The organism is Xanthomonas sp. NCPPB 3218, assembly GCF_056725185.1.
This window is the reverse complement of the sequence record NZ_CM161516.1, coordinates 2,959,783-2,975,835: the sequence shown is the minus strand read 5'-3', so window position 1 is coordinate 2,975,835 and position 16,053 is coordinate 2,959,783. Positions and strand designations below refer to the sequence as shown.

Genomic DNA, 16,053 nt, shown 5'->3' with positions numbered 1-16,053 from the left:
CCGCATGGCTGTCGTTCCACTGGTCGGGTTGCCGACCGATCGCATCCAGCAAGGGCCGCATCCGTTTCTGGCCGCCGGCGAGAAGTACATCCGCGCGGTGGTGGACGCAGCCGGAGCCATGCCGGTGCTGTTGCCGAGCCTGCAGCCCACGCTGGATGCGCGCGGGTGGCTGGATCGCCTGGATGGCCTGTTGCTGACCGGTGCGGTCAGCAATGTCGAACCGCATCACTACAGCGACGAGCCCAGCTGGGAGGGCAATCCGCACGACCCGGCGCGCGATGCCACCAGCCTGGGGCTGATCCCGCAGGCACTGGCGCGTGGCCTGCCGGTGCTGGCGATCTGCCGCGGGCTGCAGGAGGTCAATGTGGCGCTGGGCGGGCGCCTGCATCAACGCGTGCATGACGTGCCCGGCCTGCTTGATCACCGCGAAGATCGCGCCATGCCGCTGGACACGCAGTACGGCCCGGCGCATCCGGTGCAGCTGCATCCCGGCGGCCTGCTGGCTGGCATGAGCGACAGCGCGCAGGTCATGGTGAACTCGCTGCACGGGCAGGGCATTGCACGCCTGGCCGACGGCCTGCTGATCGAGGCGACCGCGCCGGATGGCCTGATCGAAGCCTTTCGCGGCCCCGGGCCGGGCTTTCTGCTCGCGGTGCAGTGGCATCCGGAGTGGCGTGTCACACAGCATCCGTTCTACCGTGCCATCTTCCAGGCCTTTGGCGAGGCCTGTCGCCAATACGCCGCTCGATGCGGTCAGTGAGGTTGCATGTCGATCCGCACCCGTTCGCGCACATCCACGCCCAAGCAGCCCGAGAGCGCGCTGCGCCGCTGGCTCAAGGACCGCCACATCACCGAGGTCGAGTGCCTGGTGCCGGACATCACCGGCAACGCACGCGGCAAGATCATTCCGGCGGACAAGTTTTCGCACGACTACGGCACCCGGCTGCCGGAAGGCATCTTCGCCACCACCGTCACCGGCGATTTCCCGGACGATTACTACGAGCTGACCTCGCCATCGGATTCGGACATGCATCTGCGCCCGGACGCGTCCACCGTGCGCATGGTGCCGTGGGCGGCCGATCCCACTGCGCAGGTCATCCACGATTGCTACACCAAGGACGGCCAGCCGCATGAGCTTGCCCCGCGCAATGTGCTGCGGCGCGTGCTGGACGCCTACGCCGAAGCCAAGCTGCAACCGGTGGTGGCGCCGGAGCTGGAATTCTTCCTGGTGCAGAAGAACACCGACCCGGACTTTCCGTTATTGCCGCCGGCCGGGCGCTCGGGTCGGCCGGAGACTGCGCGGCAGTCGTATTCGATCGATGCGGTCAACGAGTTCGACCCCATCCTGGACCTGATGTACGACTACTGCGATGCGATGGAACTGGATGTGGATACGCTGATCCACGAATCCGGCGCCGCGCAGCTGGAGGTCAACTTCACCCATGCCGATGCGCTCTCGCGCGCCGATCAGGTGTTCCTGTTCAAGCGCACCATGCGCGAAGCGGCGCTGCGGCATGGCGTGTATGCGACGTTTCTGGCCAAGCCGATGGAGACCGAGCCGGGCAGTGCGATGCATATCCATCAGAGCCTGCTGCATGCCGGCACCGGCAAGAACGTGTTCAGCGGCAAACGCGACGGCGGCTTCAGCGACACCTTTGCGCACTATCTCGGTGGCTTGCAAAAATACATTCCGATGGCGATGGGGCTGCTGGCACCCAACGTCAATTCCTACCGGCGGCTGATGTTCGGCGAGGTGTCGCCGAGCAATGTGCTGTGGGGCTTCGACAATCGCACCTGCGGGCTGCGGGTGCCGATCGATGTGCCGCAGAACATGCGGGTGGAAAGCCGCTTTGCCGGCTCCGATGCCAATCCGTACCTGGCGATGGCGGCGACCCTGGCTTGCGGGCTGCTCGGCATCCGCGAGAAGCTCGAACCGACCGCGCCGATCAGCAGCAACGGCAAGGAGCAGGGCTACGATCTGCCGCGCTCGCTGGGCGAGGCGCTGGACGGTCTGGAGGGCTGCGAGGCCTTGCAGGAGCTGCTGGGGCGGCGCTTCGTGCGCGCCTACATCTCGGTCAAGCGCAAAGAGTACGAGACGTTCTTCCGCGTGATCAGTTCGTGGGAGCGGGAGTTCCTGTTGTTGAATGTGTGAAGCGTCTGCGCTCGGCGCAGCGTGCCGCGCCGCTCCCGTCTCCCCTCGGGAGAAGGTGCCCGAAGGGCGGATGAGGGCAGGTCGTCTGGCCATGGTCCAGGCCCACGTGCACTGCAGGCGTCCGATGCGTTTTGCGCCAGCTGCCTTTCGTAACGCCACTGCATTCGCGCCACTGGCGTGAGCCACTTCCGGAGCAAGCCGTGCACCCTACTGTGTTGGAAACCTTGCAGCAGCTCGATGCCGCCCATCACCTGCATCCGTTCAACGACAACGCGGCACTGGCCGAAAAGGGTACGCGCATCCTGACCCGCGGCGAGGGCGTGTATGTTTGGGACGCGCAGGGCAACAAGTTGCTGGATGCGTTCGGCGGCTTGTGGTGCGTGAATGTCGGCTACGGGCGCAAGGAGCTGGCACAGGCGGCGGCGCGGCAGATGGAACAGCTGGCGTACTACAACAGCTTTTTCCAGTGCACCACCGAGCCCACCATCCATCTGGCCGCCAAGCTGGCGGAGCTGACGCCGGGCGATCTGAACCATGCGTTCTTCGCCAATTCCGGGTCGGAGGCCAACGACACCATCCTGCGGCTGGTGCGGCATTTCTGGGCGGTGCAGGGACAGCCGGAAAAACGCATCTTCATCGGCCGTCATGACGGCTATCACGGCACCACCATGGCCGGCGCCAGCCTGGGCGGCATGCGCGGCATGCACAGGCAGGGTGGCCTGCCGATTCCGGATATCCACCACATCGCGCCGCCGTATCACTTCGGCGATGGCGGGGAGATGGATCCAGAGGAGTATGGCTTGCTGGCGGCCAAGCGCCTGGAAGACAAGATTCTGCAACTCGGCCCAGAGAACGTGGCGGCCTTCATCGGCGAGCCGATCATGGGTGCGATCGGGGTGTACATCCCGCCGCGCAGCTACTGGCCGGAAATCGAGCGCATCTGTAAGCGCTACGACGTGCTGCTGGTGGCCGACGAGGTGATCTGCGGGTTCGGGCGTACCGGTGCGTGGTTCGGTGCGGATTATTTCGGCTTCCAGCCCGACGTGATGACGCTGGCCAAGGGCATCACCTCCGGCTATATCCCGTTGGCGGCGGCGATGTTCAACGATCGCGTGGCCGGCGTGCTCAGGGCGCAGGGCGGCGAGCTCGCGCACGGCGGCACCTATGCGGGGCATCCGGTCTGCGCGGCGGTGGCGCTGGAGAACCTGCGCCTGCTGCAGGACGAAGGCATCGTGGACACTGCGCGTACCCGGATCGCGCCGTATCTGGCACAACGCTGGGCCGAGCTGGGCGAGCACCGGCTGGTCGGCGAGGCGCGTATCGCCGGCCTGGTCGGGGCCCTGGAACTGGTGCCGGACAAACGCCGGCGCGGGGTCTATTTCCCCGAACGCGGTCGGGTCGGTGCGCTGTGCCGCGATTTCGCGCTGCGGCGCGGGCTGATCCTGCGTGCCACCTACGATGCGATGCTGCTGTCGCCGCCGTTGATCATCACCTGCGAACAGGTTGATGAGCTGTTCGACAAGGCCTGGGCGGCGCTGGACGATACTGCGCAGGCGCTAGGCATCGTTGCCGCCTAAGCCGGCCGGCGCACGTCAAGCTTTGCCGGTCGCGTACTCGCCAGGGCGGCCGGCAGAGGCGCTTGCGGCGCCGGCCGCGCCGGCCAGCGGGTGCGTACGGTTGGTATCCGCCACGCCGCGCTGTGCAAACACAACCACCATGGGTAGGCTGGCCCTTCGACCGGCCGCATCCCGGCCCGCCCTGATCGCGCTGCCCTGGAGACCCGCATGACGCTGCGACTGCTCGCCCTGACGCTGTCCACCACCTTGCTGGCCGCCTGCGGTGGCAGCAATGCACCCGGCGGTGCCGAGGCGCGGGCCAAGGTGCTCAACGTCTACAACTACTCGGACTACATCGCCGAAGACACCATTCCCGCGTTCGAGAAGAGCACCGGCATCAAGGTCACCTACGACGTGTTCGACAGCGACGAGATGGTGGAAACCAAGCTGCTCGCCGGTGGCAGCGATTACGACGTGGTGGTGCCCACGCTGAACTTCTTCGGCCGGCAGATCCAGGCCGGCGTGTTCCTGCCGCTGGACAAGGCCAAGATCCCCAATCTGGCCAATCTGGACCCGGACATCATGCGGCGCATTGCCGCGCAGGACCCGGGCAACGCCTATGGCGTGCCGTACATGATCGGCACCACCGGCATCGGCTACAACGTGGACAAGCTCAAGGCGATCTTCGGCAACACCGAGGTCGCCAACAGCTGGGACCTGGTGTTCAAGCCGGAAAACCTGTCCAGGTTGAAGGACTGTGGCGTGACCCTGCTGGACACGCCCTCGGACCTGATTCCGATCGCGCTCAATTATCTGGGCCTGGATCCGCACAGCAGCGTGCCGGCCGAGATCGAGCAGGCTGCCGCGCTGATCAAGACGATCCGCCCGTACGTGCAGAACTTTCATTCCAGCCAGTACGTGAGCTCGCTGGCCAACGGCAACACCTGCCTGGCGGTGGGCTGGTCGGGCGACATCATCCAGGCGCGCGACCGCGCGGTGGAAGCCGGCAACGGCATCAAGGTGGCCTATGCGATCCCCAAGGAAGGCGCGCCGCAGTGGTTCGACATGCTGGCCATTCCCAAGGACGCCAAGCATCCCGACAACGCCTACGCCTTCATCAATTATCTGTTGAAGCCGGACGTGGCCGCGGCCAACAGCAACTTCATCCACTACGCCAACCCGGTGCGCACCGCCACGCCGCTGGTGGACGCGGCGATCCGCAACGACCCCACCATCTACCCGCCGCCGGAGGTGACCGCCAAGATGTTCACCTATGCGATCAATCCGCCGGAGGTGGACCGGCTGTATACGCGGCTGTGGACCGAGATCAAGACCGGTCGCTGACCGTCGCAGTCGCTCTTCCAGTTTTGTAAGAGCGCTTGCCAGGCGTGCGCCTGCAAGTCCTAGCGCGCGCTGACTGCGGTCGTCACGCAATCTGTACCGGGCGGTTCAAATAATTGTATGGTTGCGCCGCCTTCGCCGGACCGCTGATGCGGTACGTCGTCGCGCGCGCCTCGCCCACGACACAGGACGCCTCACCTTGAGCAACCACGACCAGCAGTCCAACGACGGCCAGCCTTCGGGCACGGATGCGCAAGGCACCGGCGCGCACAACGAGCAGGAGCCGCCCAAGCCCTCGCCGTTGAAGAACCCAAAGGTCAAATGGACGCTGATCGTGGTCGGGGTGCTGGTGGTGGTGCTGCTGGTGATCTGGCTGGCCTATTACCTGATCAAGGGCCGCTACATGCAGGACACCAACAATGCCTATCTGCAGGCCGACTCGGTGGCCGTGGCGCCGCGGGTCAGCGGCTACGTGACCAAGGTGATGGTGGGCGACAACCAGATCGTGGAAGCCGGCCAGCCGCTGCTGCAGATCGACGACCGCACCTACCAGGCGACCCTGCAGCAGGCCGAAGCCGCGATCGCCGCGCGCCAGGCCGATATCGCCGCAGCCACCGCCAATGTGTCCGGGCAGGAGTCGGCGCTGGTGCAGGCGCGTAGCCAGGTCACCTCGGCAGCGGCAAGCCTGAGCTTCGCCCAGGCCGAGGTGAAGCGCTTCGCCCCGTTGGCCGCCTCCGGCGCCGACACCCACGAACACCAGGAAAGCCTGCAGCACGAACTGCAACGCGCACGCGCCCAGTACCAGGCCGCGCAGGCGCAGGCCAAGGGCGCGCAGAGCCAGATCCTGGCCAGCAACGCGCAGCTGGAGCAGGCCCAGGCCGGTCTCAAGCAGGCCAGCGCCGATGCCGACCAGGCCCGCGTGGCGGTGGAAGACACCTTGCTGACCAGCCGTATCCACGGCCGCGTCGGCGACAAGACCGTGCAGGTCGGCCAGTTCCTCGGGGCCGGCACCCGCACCATGACCATCGTGCCGCAGGAATCGCTGTACCTGATCGCCAATTTCAAGGAAACCCAGGTCGGCCTGATGCGTCCCGGCCAGCCGGCCGAGATCGAGGTCGATGCCTTGTCGGGCGTCAAGCTGCACGGCAAGGTCGAGAGCCTGTCGCCGGGCACCGGCTCGCAGTTCGCGTTGCTGCCGCCGGAAAATGCCACCGGCAACTTCACCAAGGTGGTGCAGCGCGTGCCGGTGCGCATCCGCGTGCTGGCCGGCGACGAGGCGCGCAAGGTGCTGGTGCCGGGCATGTCGGTCGAGGTCACCGTGGACACGCGCTCGGCCAAGGACGCCAAGCAACGGGCCGAGGAGGAATCCGATCGCGTGCAGGCGCAGGAGCGCGCGCGATGAATGCAACGGCAGCCACCGGCCCGCGTGCCGGCGGCAGCGCGCAACGCGAGAAGGCCGAGCCGGGCGCCTGGCTGGCGGTGCTGGCCGGCACCATCGGCTCGTTCATGGCGACGCTGGACATCTCCATCGTCAACGCGGCGCTGCCCACCATCCAGGGCGAGGTCGGCGCCAGCGGCACCGAAGGCACCTGGATCTCCACCGCGTACCTGGTTGCCGAGATCATCATGATCCCGCTGACCGGCTGGTTCGTGCGCACGCTGGGCCTGCGCAACTTCCTGCTGATCTGCGCGCTGATGTTCACCGCGTTTTCGGTGGTGTGCGGGCTGTCGACCTCGTTGACGATGATGATCATCGGCCGCGTGGGGCAGGGCCTGGCCGGCGGTGCGCTGATTCCGACCGCGCTGACCATCGTTGCGACCCGGCTGCCGCCGAGCCAACAAACGATGGGCACCGCGCTGTTCGGCATGACCGTGATCATGGGCCCGGTGATCGGCCCGCTGCTCGGCGGCTGGCTCACCGAGAACGTCAGCTGGCACTACGCCTTCTTCATCAACGTGCCGATCTGCGTCGGCCTGGTGGCCTTGCTGCTGCTTGGCCTCAAGCATGAAAAAGGCGACTGGGCCGGCCTGCTCAATGCCGACTGGCTGGGCATCTACGGCCTGACCGCCGGCCTGGGCGGGCTCACCGTGGTGCTGGAAGAGGGCCAGCGCGAGCGCTGGTTCGAATCCAGCGAGATCAACGCGCTGAGCGTGATCGCGCTCAGCGGATTCGCTGCACTGGTCGTGGGCCAGTTCCGCAAGCGGCCGCCGGTGATCCACCTGTCGCTGCTGCTGCATCGCAGTTTCGGCGCGGTGTTCGTCATGATCATGGCGGTGGGCATGATCCTGTTCGGCGTCATGTACATGATTCCTCAGTTCCTGGCGGTGATCTCCGGCTACAACACCGAGCAGGCCGGCTACGTGCTGCTGCTGTCAGGCCTGCCGACCGTGCTGTTGATGCCGATGATGCCCAAGCTGCTGGAGGTGGTGGACGTGCGCATCCTGGTGATCGCCGGGCTGATCTGCTTTGCCGCGGCCTGCTTCGCCAATCTGTCGCTGACCGCCGACACCGTGGGCATGCATTTTGTCGCCGGCCAGTTGTTGCAGGGCTGCGGCCTGGCGCTGGCGATGATGTCGTTGAACCAGGCGGCCATTTCATCTGTGCCGCCCGAACTGGCCGGCGATGCGTCGGGCCTGTTCAACGCCGGCCGCAACCTGGGCGGCTCGGTGGGGCTTGCGCTGATCTCCACCTTCCAGGAGCGCCGCATGACCTTCCATACCGAAACCATCGGCAGCGCAATCACCGCCAATTCCTCGCGCGCGCAGGACTTTCTTTCCGGGCTGACTGCGCAGATGCAGAGCAGTGCCGGCGGCGAGGCGGTCATTCGCTCGGTCGCGCAGCTGGCGCGCCTGGTGCAGCAGCAGGCCCTGGTGATGACCTATAGCGATCTGTTCTGGATCTTCGGCGTGATCGTGGTCTGCACGATTCCGCTGGCCTTTTTGCTCAAGCCGTTACCCAAGGGGGCGCACCTTGCAATGCACTGATTCCATGCGCCTGATCCGCATGCCCCTGGCGGCGGCGTTGAGCGTGGTTTTGCTCGGCGGCTGCATGCTCGGCCCCAACTACACCAAGCCCCCGGCAGTGGCCGACACGGCGGTGCAGGCGCCGGCCTTGCATCGCGCCGCTGGCGCCGACGTGGTCGCTGCCGCGCCGTTGAATCATTGGTGGGAGGAGCTGCAGGACCCGACCCTCACCCAGCTGGTCACCCAGGCTCTGGCCGACAGTCCCAACCTGCGTGCGGCGCAGGCGCGGCTGCGCGCCAACCGCGCACTGGCCAGCCAGCGCCGTGCCGAGCGCCTGCCCAAGCTCAACGCCAGCGCGGTGTATGCGTATGCCGAGCCGCCGCAGACCATCGTCGATACGCTGGGCGGCTTGCAGAACGGCCAGAACGGCCAGCCACCGGCACAGGGCAGCGAGGCGCTGGATCTGGAAAAGACCCAGATCTACAGCGCCGGTTTCGACGCCAGCTGGGAGCTGGATTTCTTCGGCCGCCGCCGTCGCGCCGCCGAAGGCGCGCTGGCACAGGCGCAGGCCTCGGAAGCCGAGCTGGCCGATGCGCAGGTGCAGCTGGCAGCCGAAGTGGGGCAGGTGTACCTCAACTACCGCGGCTTGCAGGCGCGGTTGGCGATTGCCGATGCAAACCTGGACAAGATCGGGCAGACCCTGCGCCTGACCCAGCAGCGCCGCGAGCGCGGCGCTGCCTCGGACCTGCAGGTCGAACAGATCGCCACGCAAGTGCAGCAGCAACAGGCGCAGCGCCTGCCGTTGGAGATGCAATCGCAGGAAGCTCTGGACCAGCTGGCGCTGATGGTGGGGCGCGAGCCCGGCGCGCTGGACGCGCAGTTGAGCGCGCCGCAGCCGTTGCCGATGCTGCCCACCCAGGTGCGCGTGGACGATGCCGGCGCCCTGATCCGTCGCCGCCCCGATGTGCGCAAGGCCGAGCGCGAACTGGCTGCCTCCAGCGCGCAGATCGGCGAGGCGTTGAACGGGTATTTTCCGCAGGTGAGCCTGCTGGGCGGCCTGAGCTGGGTCGCCGGCTCGCCCAGCGATTTCAATTCCGACGCCTTGACCACGCTGGCGGTGCCGATGCTGCGCTGGTCGATCTTCGACTTCGGCCGCACCAAGGCACAGGTGGAGCAGGCGCGTGCCGGCAACGCCGGGCGCGAGGCGGCGTACGAGGGCGCGGTGCTGGCTGCGTTGCAGGATGCCAATTCGGCATTGGCGCGCTTCGGCTCGGCACGCAAGCAGCTGGTGGTGGCGCGGCAGGCCGAAGCCTCGGCCACCCGCTCGGCCGGCTTGATGCAGCAACGGCGCGATGCCGGTGCCACCTCGTCGATCGATCTGCTCGACGTGCAGCGCCAGCAGCTGTCCGCGCAGGACGCCGCCGCACAGGCACAGGTGCAGTTGCTGGTGAACTACGTCGCGCTGCAGAAGAGCCTGGGTCTGGGCTGGAGCGCGCCGGTGCCGGAGCCACGCTGATCGATGCCCCTTGCGGCGGGCGTCGGCGCTTTGCTCGCGCTAGGGTGTTGCTCTGTCTTCGCAGACACTGTGCTGCTGCAGCGCCCGCGCCGGCAGGCGGTCACCCGATGTAGCAGGTCGTTGTCGGCTCGCTGCAGACGAAACGCTTGGGCGCAAACGGACGAGTGCCGATGTCGCACCAAGCACTGGCGGCGCCGGCGTTCTGAGGTGCACAGTCGGTGCCGGGCCACGCTTTGCAATCGAGAGGATCCATGGCAGTTACCGAGGCCGCAGCGCCGCCGCTTTCCCCTGGCGACAACGCCTATCTGAGCATCAGCGAGGTCCGCAAGGAATTCGATGGCGTCGTCGCGGTCGACGAGGTCAGCCTGCAGATCCGCAAGGGCGAGATTTTCGCGCTGCTGGGCGGCTCGGGCAGCGGCAAGTCCACCCTGCTGCGCTGCCTGGCCGGCTTCGAGCGGCCGACCAAAGGCCGCATCGTGCTCGATGGCCAGCCGATCGACGGGTTGCCGCCGTACGAGCGCCCGATCAACATGATGTTCCAGTCGTATGCGCTGTTTCCGCACATGAGCGTGGAACAGAACATCGCCTTTGGGCTGAAGCAGGAAGCCCTGTCCAAGCCGGCGATCGCGGCGCGCGTGGGCGAGATGCTGGAGCTGGTGCAGCTTGGCAACCTGGCCAGGCGCAAGCCGCATCAATTGTCCGGCGGGCAGCAGCAACGTGTGGCGTTGGCGCGCTCGCTGGCCAAGCGGCCCAAGCTGCTGCTGCTGGACGAACCGATGGGCGCGCTGGACAAGAAGCTGCGCGCGCAGATGCAGCTGGAACTGGTCAACATCATCGAGACCTCTGGCGTCACCTGCGTCATGGTCACTCATGATCAGGAAGAGGCCATGAGCATGGCCACCCGCATCGCGTTGATGGACCAGGGCTGGATCCAGCAGGTCGGCACCCCGGACGAAATCTACGAACAACCGGCCAACCGGTTCGCTGCCGACTTCATCGGCTCGGTCAATCTGATCGATGCGGTGATCGTCGAGGATAAACCGGATTATGTCGCCCTGAAGGCGTCAGCCTTCGGCGCCAATATCCGGATCGGCCACGGCATCACCGGTTTCGAAGGGCAGGCGGTGGCGTTCGCGCTGCGCCCGGAAAAACTCGTCATCGGCAAGGACGAACCGGCCCAGGCCTGCAACAAGGCGCAGGGCGTGATCGAGGACATCGCCTATTTCGGCAGCCATTCGGTCTATCACGTGCGCCTGCCTGGCGGTTTCAAGCTGATGGCCAACTTCGCCAACCGTCAGCGCTGGGCCAGCGAAGCGCTGACCTGGGGCGACACCGTCTGGCTGAGCTGGGGCGAGGACGACGGCGTGGTGCTCACCGCATGAGGCGCCTGATCCGCGCATTGCCGGGCGCGCGCTGGGGCGTGATCGCCGCACCGTATCTGTGGCTGCTGGTGTTCTTCGCCATCCCGTTCCTGATCGTGCTGAAGATCTCCTTCGCCGAGCGTGCCACCGCGATGCCGCCGTACACGCCGCTGTTCGCCGTTGCGGCCGATGGGGCGCTGAGCCTCAAGCTGCATCTGGGCAATTATCTGGTCATGCTGCGCGACAGCCAGTACCTGGCGGCGTATGCGAGTTCGATCAGGATCGCCGCGCTGTCGACCGTGTTTGCGCTGTTGATCGGCTACCCGATGGCCTATGTCATTGCGCGTCTGCCGCTGGCCACGCGCAATGTGGCGATGATGCTGGTGGTGCTGCCGTCATGGACCTCGTTCCTGATCCGCGTCTACGCCTGGATCGGCATCCTCGACGGCAACGGCCTGCTCAATCAGGCGCTGCTGGCGCTGGGAGTGATCCGCCAGCCCTTGCAGTTGCTGTACACGCCGCTGGCCGCCTACATCGGCATCGTGTATTGCTATCTGCCGTTCATGGTGTTGCCGTTGTACGCCAATCTGGTCAAGCACGACCAGCGATTGCTCGAAGCCGCCTACGATCTGGGCGCGCGGCCGTGGCAGGCCTTCGTGCGCATCACCTTGCCGCTGTCGCGCAACGGCATCGTGGCCGGCTGCATGCTGGTGATGATCCCGGCGGTGGGCGAATTCGTGATTCCGGAAATGCTGGGCGGGCCGGACACCTTGATGATCGGCCGTGTGCTGTGGGGCGAGTTCTTCAATAATCGCGACTGGCCGGTGGCCGCGGCGGTGGCTACGGTGATGTTGCTGCTGTTGCTGGTGCCGATCGTGCTGTTCCACCGTTATCAGCAGCGCGAGCTGGAAGGGCGGCTGACATGATGCGCGCCTCTCCCGGCACGCGCCTGCTGGGCGCTGGCGTGCTCGCGCTGGGCTTCGGCTTTCTGTATCTGCCGATCCTGTTGCTGATGGTCTACTCGTTCAACGCCTCGCGTCTGGCGATGGTGTGGGGCGGCTTTTCCACGCGTTGGTACGGCGAATTGCTGCGCGATCGCCAGTTGCTGGAGGCGGCCTGGGTCAGCCTGCAAGTCGCGTTCTGGACCGCCTGTGCATCGACGGTGCTGGGGACGATGGCGGCGCTGGCGATGGTGCGCATGCGGCGTTTTCCCGGCAAGACCCTGTTCGGTGCATTGATCACCGCACCGCTGGTGATGCCGGAAGTGATCATCGGCCTGTCGATCCTGTTGTTGCTGGTCTCGATGGGCGGTGTACTCGGGATCGCACCGCGTGGCGCGGCGGCAATCTGGGCGGCGCATGTCACCTTCACCGTCTCGTTTGTGACGGTGGTGATTTCCTCGCGCCTGCAGGAACTGGATCGCTCGCTGGAAGAGGCGGCGATGGATCTGGGCGCGACACCGCTGAAGGTGTTCTTCCTGATCACCTTGCCGATCATCGCTCCGGCATTGGTATCGGGCTGGCTGCTCGCATTCACGCTGTCGCTGGATGACGTGGTGATCGCCAGCTTTCTGGCCGGGCCCAGTTCGACCACCTTGCCGATCAAGGTGTTTGCGTCGGTGCGGCTGGGCATCAGCCCCAAGATCAACGCGTTGGCCACGTTGATGGTGCTGGCGGTGTCGATCGCCGCAGTGATCGGCTGGTGGCTGCTGGCACGCGGCGAAAAACGGCGTCAGCGCGATGCGCAACTGGCGCTGCAAGCTGCTTCCTGAGCAGGCACCAATATGGGTGTGGCGAATGCATCGCCACCAGCCGCGGCCAGACGGCTGCGAACGCCGACGCCACCGACATCCACGATGGCTGCACGCCGATTGCGGACGCCTGATGCGGCCACCGGACGCCGGGCACGGCAGTTGGTTGGGCCGCTGTTACCTGGCCGGAGGCGTGTACCCGCTGTCCCAGGGCTGCGGCTTGGTCAGGTAGCACTGATACTCGGCGCTGATGTCGTAGCCCTGTTGCTCGACCTTGGGTTGTTCGTCGGCGCGATCCTTGTCCTTGTTCTTTCCGTCGTCCTTGGATTTCTGCTTGCTCGGATAGATCGTGACCATGTTCGGCGACGAGTGCGCGGTAACGAATTGGCGGATGGCAGTGTCCGAGCAGGCCCGCAGTGCCTGTTCCTCGCAGGGTTGGCTGGGATTGGGCAGCGTGTTGGTGCAGCTCACGGTGACAAATCCGTTCGGGCCGGGACGCGGGCCGTGCAGCATGTCCTGCAGGACGGCGCATCCCGGCAGGCAGGCGCCGATGCCAAGTACAACTAGAACAATCAGATCCCGACGCATCGTGGTGGTCTTCCGTGAATGGATGAAGCTGCCAAGTGCCGAATGCTAGAGCATTTTTGTGCGGTGGGACGGTCGGGACAGGGCAGGGGCGCTTTCGTTCGCGTGGCTGGGAGCGTTGTTCCGGTTGCCAGTGATCCGCGAGCGGTGCGATCGAGGTGCGGCATTGCGTCGCGGCGTGGGTAAACACAGCGTTGCAGCGATTTGCCGCGGTTGTGACGCGGCTGCAACTTGCCGACGACTAGCATGGCGGGCCTGTAACAGGAGACCGTCATGTCCTACGACACCGTCAACCCGGCCAATGGCCAGGTCGAACATACCCAGCACACCCTGGACGCCGCCGCCATCGAGGCGCGTCTGGCTGCTTCCGCCAAGGCATTTCCGCAGTGGGCGGCGCTGCCGCTGGCCGAGCGCGGCGCGCTGCTGCGCCGGGTCGGCGAAGAGCTGACCCGGCGGCGCGACGACCTGCAGCGCATCATGACCGCCGAGATGGGCAAGCTGCGCCACGAGGCGCTGGCCGAGGTGGACAAGTGCGCGCAGGGCTGCGCCTATTACGCCGAACATGCAGCCGACTACTTGGCACCGCGCGATATCCCGACCGAGGCGCAGTCCAGCTATGTGCGCTACGAGCCACTGGGCTGCGTGTTTGCGGTGATGCCATGGAATTTTCCGTTGTGGCAGGCGTTCCGTTTCCTCGCCCCGGGTCTGATGGCCGGCAATGTCGCGCTGCTCAAGCACGCCAGCAATGTGCCGCGCTGCGCCGATGCGATGAAGGAGGTGCTGGATGCCGCCGGTATTCCGCCCGGCGTGTTCGATGTGCTGCATATCGACAATGACCAGGCTGCAGACGTGTTGCGTGACGATCGCATTGCCGCAGTGACGCTGACCGGCAGCGAGCGCGCCGGACGTTCGCTGGCTGCAAATGCGGGCGATCAGTTGAAGAAGTGCGTGATGGAACTCGGCGGCAGCGATGCGTTCGTAGTGCTGGAAGACGCCGACCTGGAGCACACCGTCGCCTCCGCCGTGCAGTCGCGGTTCGACAACAGCGGGCAGACCTGCATCGCCGCCAAGCGCTTCATCGTGGTGGACGCCATCGCCGATCGCTTCATCGAACGCTTCGTTGCCGCTGCCTCCCAGCGCGTGCTCGGCGACCCGCAGCAGGAGGGCACCACGCTGGCGCCCATGGCCCGCGCGGATCTGCGCGACGAGCTGCACAAGCAGGTGCAACACAGCGTGGAAAAGGGTGCCAAGGTGCTGCTGGGCGGCGAACCGGTACCCGGTTCGCATGCAGGCTATCCGGCCACCATCCTCGATCATGTCGCCCCGGGCATGCCGGCCTACGAGGAGGAGTTTTTCGGCCCGGTTGCATCGGTCATTCGCGTGCGGGATGAAGCAGAAGCAGTACGCGTGGCCAACGACACCAGCTTTGGCCTGGGCGGCAGCGTGTGGACCTCCGATGCCAAGCGCGGCGAGCGCGTCGCGCAGCAATTGCAGTGCGGCGCGGCGTTCGTCAATTCGGTGGTCAAGAGCGACGTGCGGCTACCGTTCGGCGGCATCAAGCGCTCGGGCTTCGGCCGCGAGCTGGCCGAGCACGGCATCCACGAGTTCATGAACATCAAGACGATCTATGTGGCTTGAGTGCGGGGATTGGGGATTCGGGATTGGGGATTCGTAAAAGCAGGCAGCCTTCCTTCTCCCTCTGGGTGAAGGTGCCCGAAGGGCGGATGAGGGGGCGTGCAGCACGCGCGCCATAGTCACACGTCCAGCTCCAACCAATCCCCAATCCCCACTCCCAAATCCCAGCCGCAAAGCGGCCTAAAGCCACCGCGCTCGCTTGAACAGGCGATACAGCACCAGGCACGAGGCGACCACGCCGGCTACCAGCAGCGGGTAGGCATAAGGTTTGTCGAGTTCTGGCATGTGGGTGAAATTCATGCCGTACCAGCTGGTGATCAGGGTGGGCGCGGCCAGCAGGGCGGCCCAGGCGCCCAGGCGTTTGACGGTTTCGCCCTGGGCCAGGGTCACCATCGACAGGTTGACGCTCAGCGCGGTGCCCAACATTTCGCGCAAGGTGTCGATGGCGTCGTTGATGCGCACGGCATGGTCGAGTACGTCGCGCAGGTAGATGCCGACCTCGTCGTGGATCAGCGAGCCGGGGTTGCGCTTGAGATGCGAGAGCACGTCCTGCAATGGCGCCACGACCAACCGCATCTTGTTGAGTTCGCGCTTGAGCTCGTACAGGCGCACCACGGTTTCGCGCTTGTAGTTGTCGGCGAAGATGTCCTTTTCCAGGCCTTCCAGCGTGTCGCGGAACTCGTCCATGATCGGCAGGTAGTTGTCGACCACGAAGTCGAGCACGCCATACAGGCAGAACGAGGCGCCCATGCGCAGCATCGCCGGTTCGCGTTCGACCCGGTGCCGCACCGGCGTGTACGACAGCGATGCGCCATGGCGCACCGTCAACAGAAAGCGTGCGCCGAGAAACGCGTGCGTCTCGCCGTAGCGGATGCGCTCGTTGACCAGTTGTGCGGTGTTGACCACCACGAACAAGGAATTGCCGTAGCTCTCGGCCTTGGGACGTTGGTGCGCCTTGAGCGCATCCTCGATGGCCAGATCGTGCAGGCCGAACTCATCCTGCAGCTTGTGCAGCACCGACTCCTGCGGCTCGTACAGGCCGACCCAGACAAAGCCATCCGGGCGCTGCAGCACGTCGCTGATCTGCTCCAGGCTGATGTCGTGGCGCTCGCCCTGGCCGTCGTAATAGGCGCAGGTGATGACGCAGGAGGGGTTGTCCGGATGGCGGCCGTGGTGGTTCATGGGCGCATCCT

Annotated in this window: 13 protein-coding genes; 11 read left to right on the top strand and 2 right to left on the bottom strand. The window is 65.9% G+C overall.

From position 1 onward, the window contains the following. Window positions 1–4: 4 nt before the first annotated feature. The 10 genes from AC1PLS_RS12310 (at window position 5) to AC1PLS_RS12265 (ending at window position 12,661) form a co-directional block, all read left to right on the top strand. Entirely contained in the window at window positions 5–760 is a 756-nt protein-coding gene (locus tag AC1PLS_RS12310; protein ID WP_481103736.1) for a gamma-glutamyl-gamma-aminobutyrate hydrolase family protein, read from the top strand. 6 nt (window positions 761–766) lie between these two features. Next, complete coding sequence (locus AC1PLS_RS12305) at window positions 767–2,152, top strand: glutamine synthetase family protein (RefSeq protein ID WP_481103735.1); 1,386 nt, start codon at window positions 767–769, stop codon at window positions 2,150–2,152. A gap of 200 nt (window positions 2,153–2,352) precedes the next feature. Beyond that, window positions 2,353–3,729, top strand: coding sequence for an aspartate aminotransferase family protein (locus AC1PLS_RS12300; RefSeq protein ID WP_481103734.1), 1,377 nt, complete (start codon window positions 2,353–2,355; stop codon window positions 3,727–3,729). Window positions 3,730–3,936: 207 nt separating this feature from the next. Further along, window positions 3,937–5,052 (top strand): polyamine ABC transporter substrate-binding protein, encoded by a 1,116-nt coding sequence (locus AC1PLS_RS12295; RefSeq protein WP_024940509.1) that lies wholly within the window; start codon window positions 3,937–3,939, stop codon window positions 5,050–5,052. Window positions 5,053–5,248: 196 nt separating this feature from the next. Beyond that, the gene (locus tag AC1PLS_RS12290) at window positions 5,249–6,451 is read left to right on the top strand and encodes an HlyD family secretion protein (protein WP_016901634.1); all 1,203 of its coding nucleotides are present in this window, start codon (window positions 5,249–5,251) and stop codon (window positions 6,449–6,451) included. Continuing rightward, window positions 6,448–8,034 (top strand): MDR family MFS transporter, encoded by a 1,587-nt coding sequence (locus tag AC1PLS_RS12285; protein WP_184613708.1) that lies wholly within the window; start codon window positions 6,448–6,450, stop codon window positions 8,032–8,034. Before AC1PLS_RS12290 ends, AC1PLS_RS12285 begins: the two co-directional genes overlap by 4 nt. Before the next feature lie 4 nt (window positions 8,035–8,038). Continuing rightward, a complete protein-coding gene (locus tag AC1PLS_RS12280; protein WP_166764475.1) occupies window positions 8,039–9,529 on the top strand; it encodes an efflux transporter outer membrane subunit in 1,491 nt (496 codons plus the stop codon). 251 nt (window positions 9,530–9,780) lie between these two features. Continuing rightward, window positions 9,781–10,911, top strand: coding sequence for an ABC transporter ATP-binding protein (locus AC1PLS_RS12275; protein WP_184431334.1), 1,131 nt, complete (start codon window positions 9,781–9,783; stop codon window positions 10,909–10,911). Further along, window positions 10,908–11,816, top strand: a complete 909-nt coding sequence (locus AC1PLS_RS12270) for an ABC transporter permease subunit (protein ID WP_102251860.1) — start codon at window positions 10,908–10,910, stop codon at window positions 11,814–11,816. The genes AC1PLS_RS12275 and AC1PLS_RS12270 overlap by 4 nt, the downstream gene beginning before the upstream one ends. Further along, complete coding sequence (locus tag AC1PLS_RS12265; RefSeq protein ID WP_104626286.1) at window positions 11,813–12,661, top strand: ABC transporter permease subunit; 849 nt, start codon at window positions 11,813–11,815, stop codon at window positions 12,659–12,661. Before AC1PLS_RS12270 ends, AC1PLS_RS12265 begins: the two co-directional genes overlap by 4 nt. Window positions 12,662–12,817: 156 nt before the next feature. On the opposite strand, the gene AC1PLS_RS12260 is transcribed toward AC1PLS_RS12265, so the two are convergent. Next, window positions 12,818–13,228 (bottom strand): hypothetical protein, encoded by a 411-nt coding sequence (locus AC1PLS_RS12260; protein WP_102256702.1) that lies wholly within the window; start codon window positions 13,226–13,228, stop codon window positions 12,818–12,820. A 270-nt stretch (window positions 13,229–13,498) separates the two neighbouring features. Between AC1PLS_RS12260 and AC1PLS_RS12255 the strand changes: the two genes are divergently transcribed. Continuing rightward, window positions 13,499–14,863: an NAD-dependent succinate-semialdehyde dehydrogenase gene (locus tag AC1PLS_RS12255; RefSeq protein ID WP_102256701.1), complete on the top strand. Its 1,365-nt coding sequence runs from the start codon at window positions 13,499–13,501 to the stop codon at window positions 14,861–14,863. Between the two features lie 177 nt (window positions 14,864–15,040). Here the strand turns inward: AC1PLS_RS12255 and AC1PLS_RS12250 are convergent, their stop codons facing one another. After that, on the bottom strand, window positions 15,041–16,042 hold the full coding sequence (locus AC1PLS_RS12250; RefSeq protein ID WP_016901627.1) for a magnesium and cobalt transport protein CorA: 1,002 nt from the start codon (window positions 16,040–16,042) through the stop codon (window positions 15,041–15,043). Between the last annotated feature and the right edge of the window lie 11 nt (window positions 16,043–16,053).

Coding starts and splice junctions, on each gene's coding strand:
- AC1PLS_RS12310 (WP_481103736.1), top strand. CDS start 5: ATGGCTGTCGTTCCACTGGTCGGGTTGCCGACCGATCGCATCCAGCAA.
- AC1PLS_RS12305 (WP_481103735.1), top strand. CDS start 767: ATGTCGATCCGCACCCGTTCGCGCACATCCACGCCCAAGCAGCCCGAG.
- AC1PLS_RS12295 (WP_024940509.1), top strand. CDS start 3,937: ATGACGCTGCGACTGCTCGCCCTGACGCTGTCCACCACCTTGCTGGCC.
- AC1PLS_RS12285 (WP_184613708.1), top strand. CDS start 6,448: ATGAATGCAACGGCAGCCACCGGCCCGCGTGCCGGCGGCAGCGCGCAA.
- AC1PLS_RS12280 (WP_166764475.1), top strand. CDS start 8,039: ATGCGCCTGATCCGCATGCCCCTGGCGGCGGCGTTGAGCGTGGTTTTG.
- AC1PLS_RS12275 (WP_184431334.1), top strand. CDS start 9,781: ATGGCAGTTACCGAGGCCGCAGCGCCGCCGCTTTCCCCTGGCGACAAC.
- AC1PLS_RS12270 (WP_102251860.1), top strand. CDS start 10,908: ATGAGGCGCCTGATCCGCGCATTGCCGGGCGCGCGCTGGGGCGTGATC.
- AC1PLS_RS12265 (WP_104626286.1), top strand. CDS start 11,813: ATGATGCGCGCCTCTCCCGGCACGCGCCTGCTGGGCGCTGGCGTGCTC.
- AC1PLS_RS12260 (WP_102256702.1), bottom strand. CDS start 13,228: ATGCGTCGGGATCTGATTGTTCTAGTTGTACTTGGCATCGGCGCCTGC.
- AC1PLS_RS12255 (WP_102256701.1), top strand. CDS start 13,499: ATGTCCTACGACACCGTCAACCCGGCCAATGGCCAGGTCGAACATACC.
- AC1PLS_RS12250 (WP_016901627.1), bottom strand. CDS start 16,042: ATGAACCACCACGGCCGCCATCCGGACAACCCCTCCTGCGTCATCACC.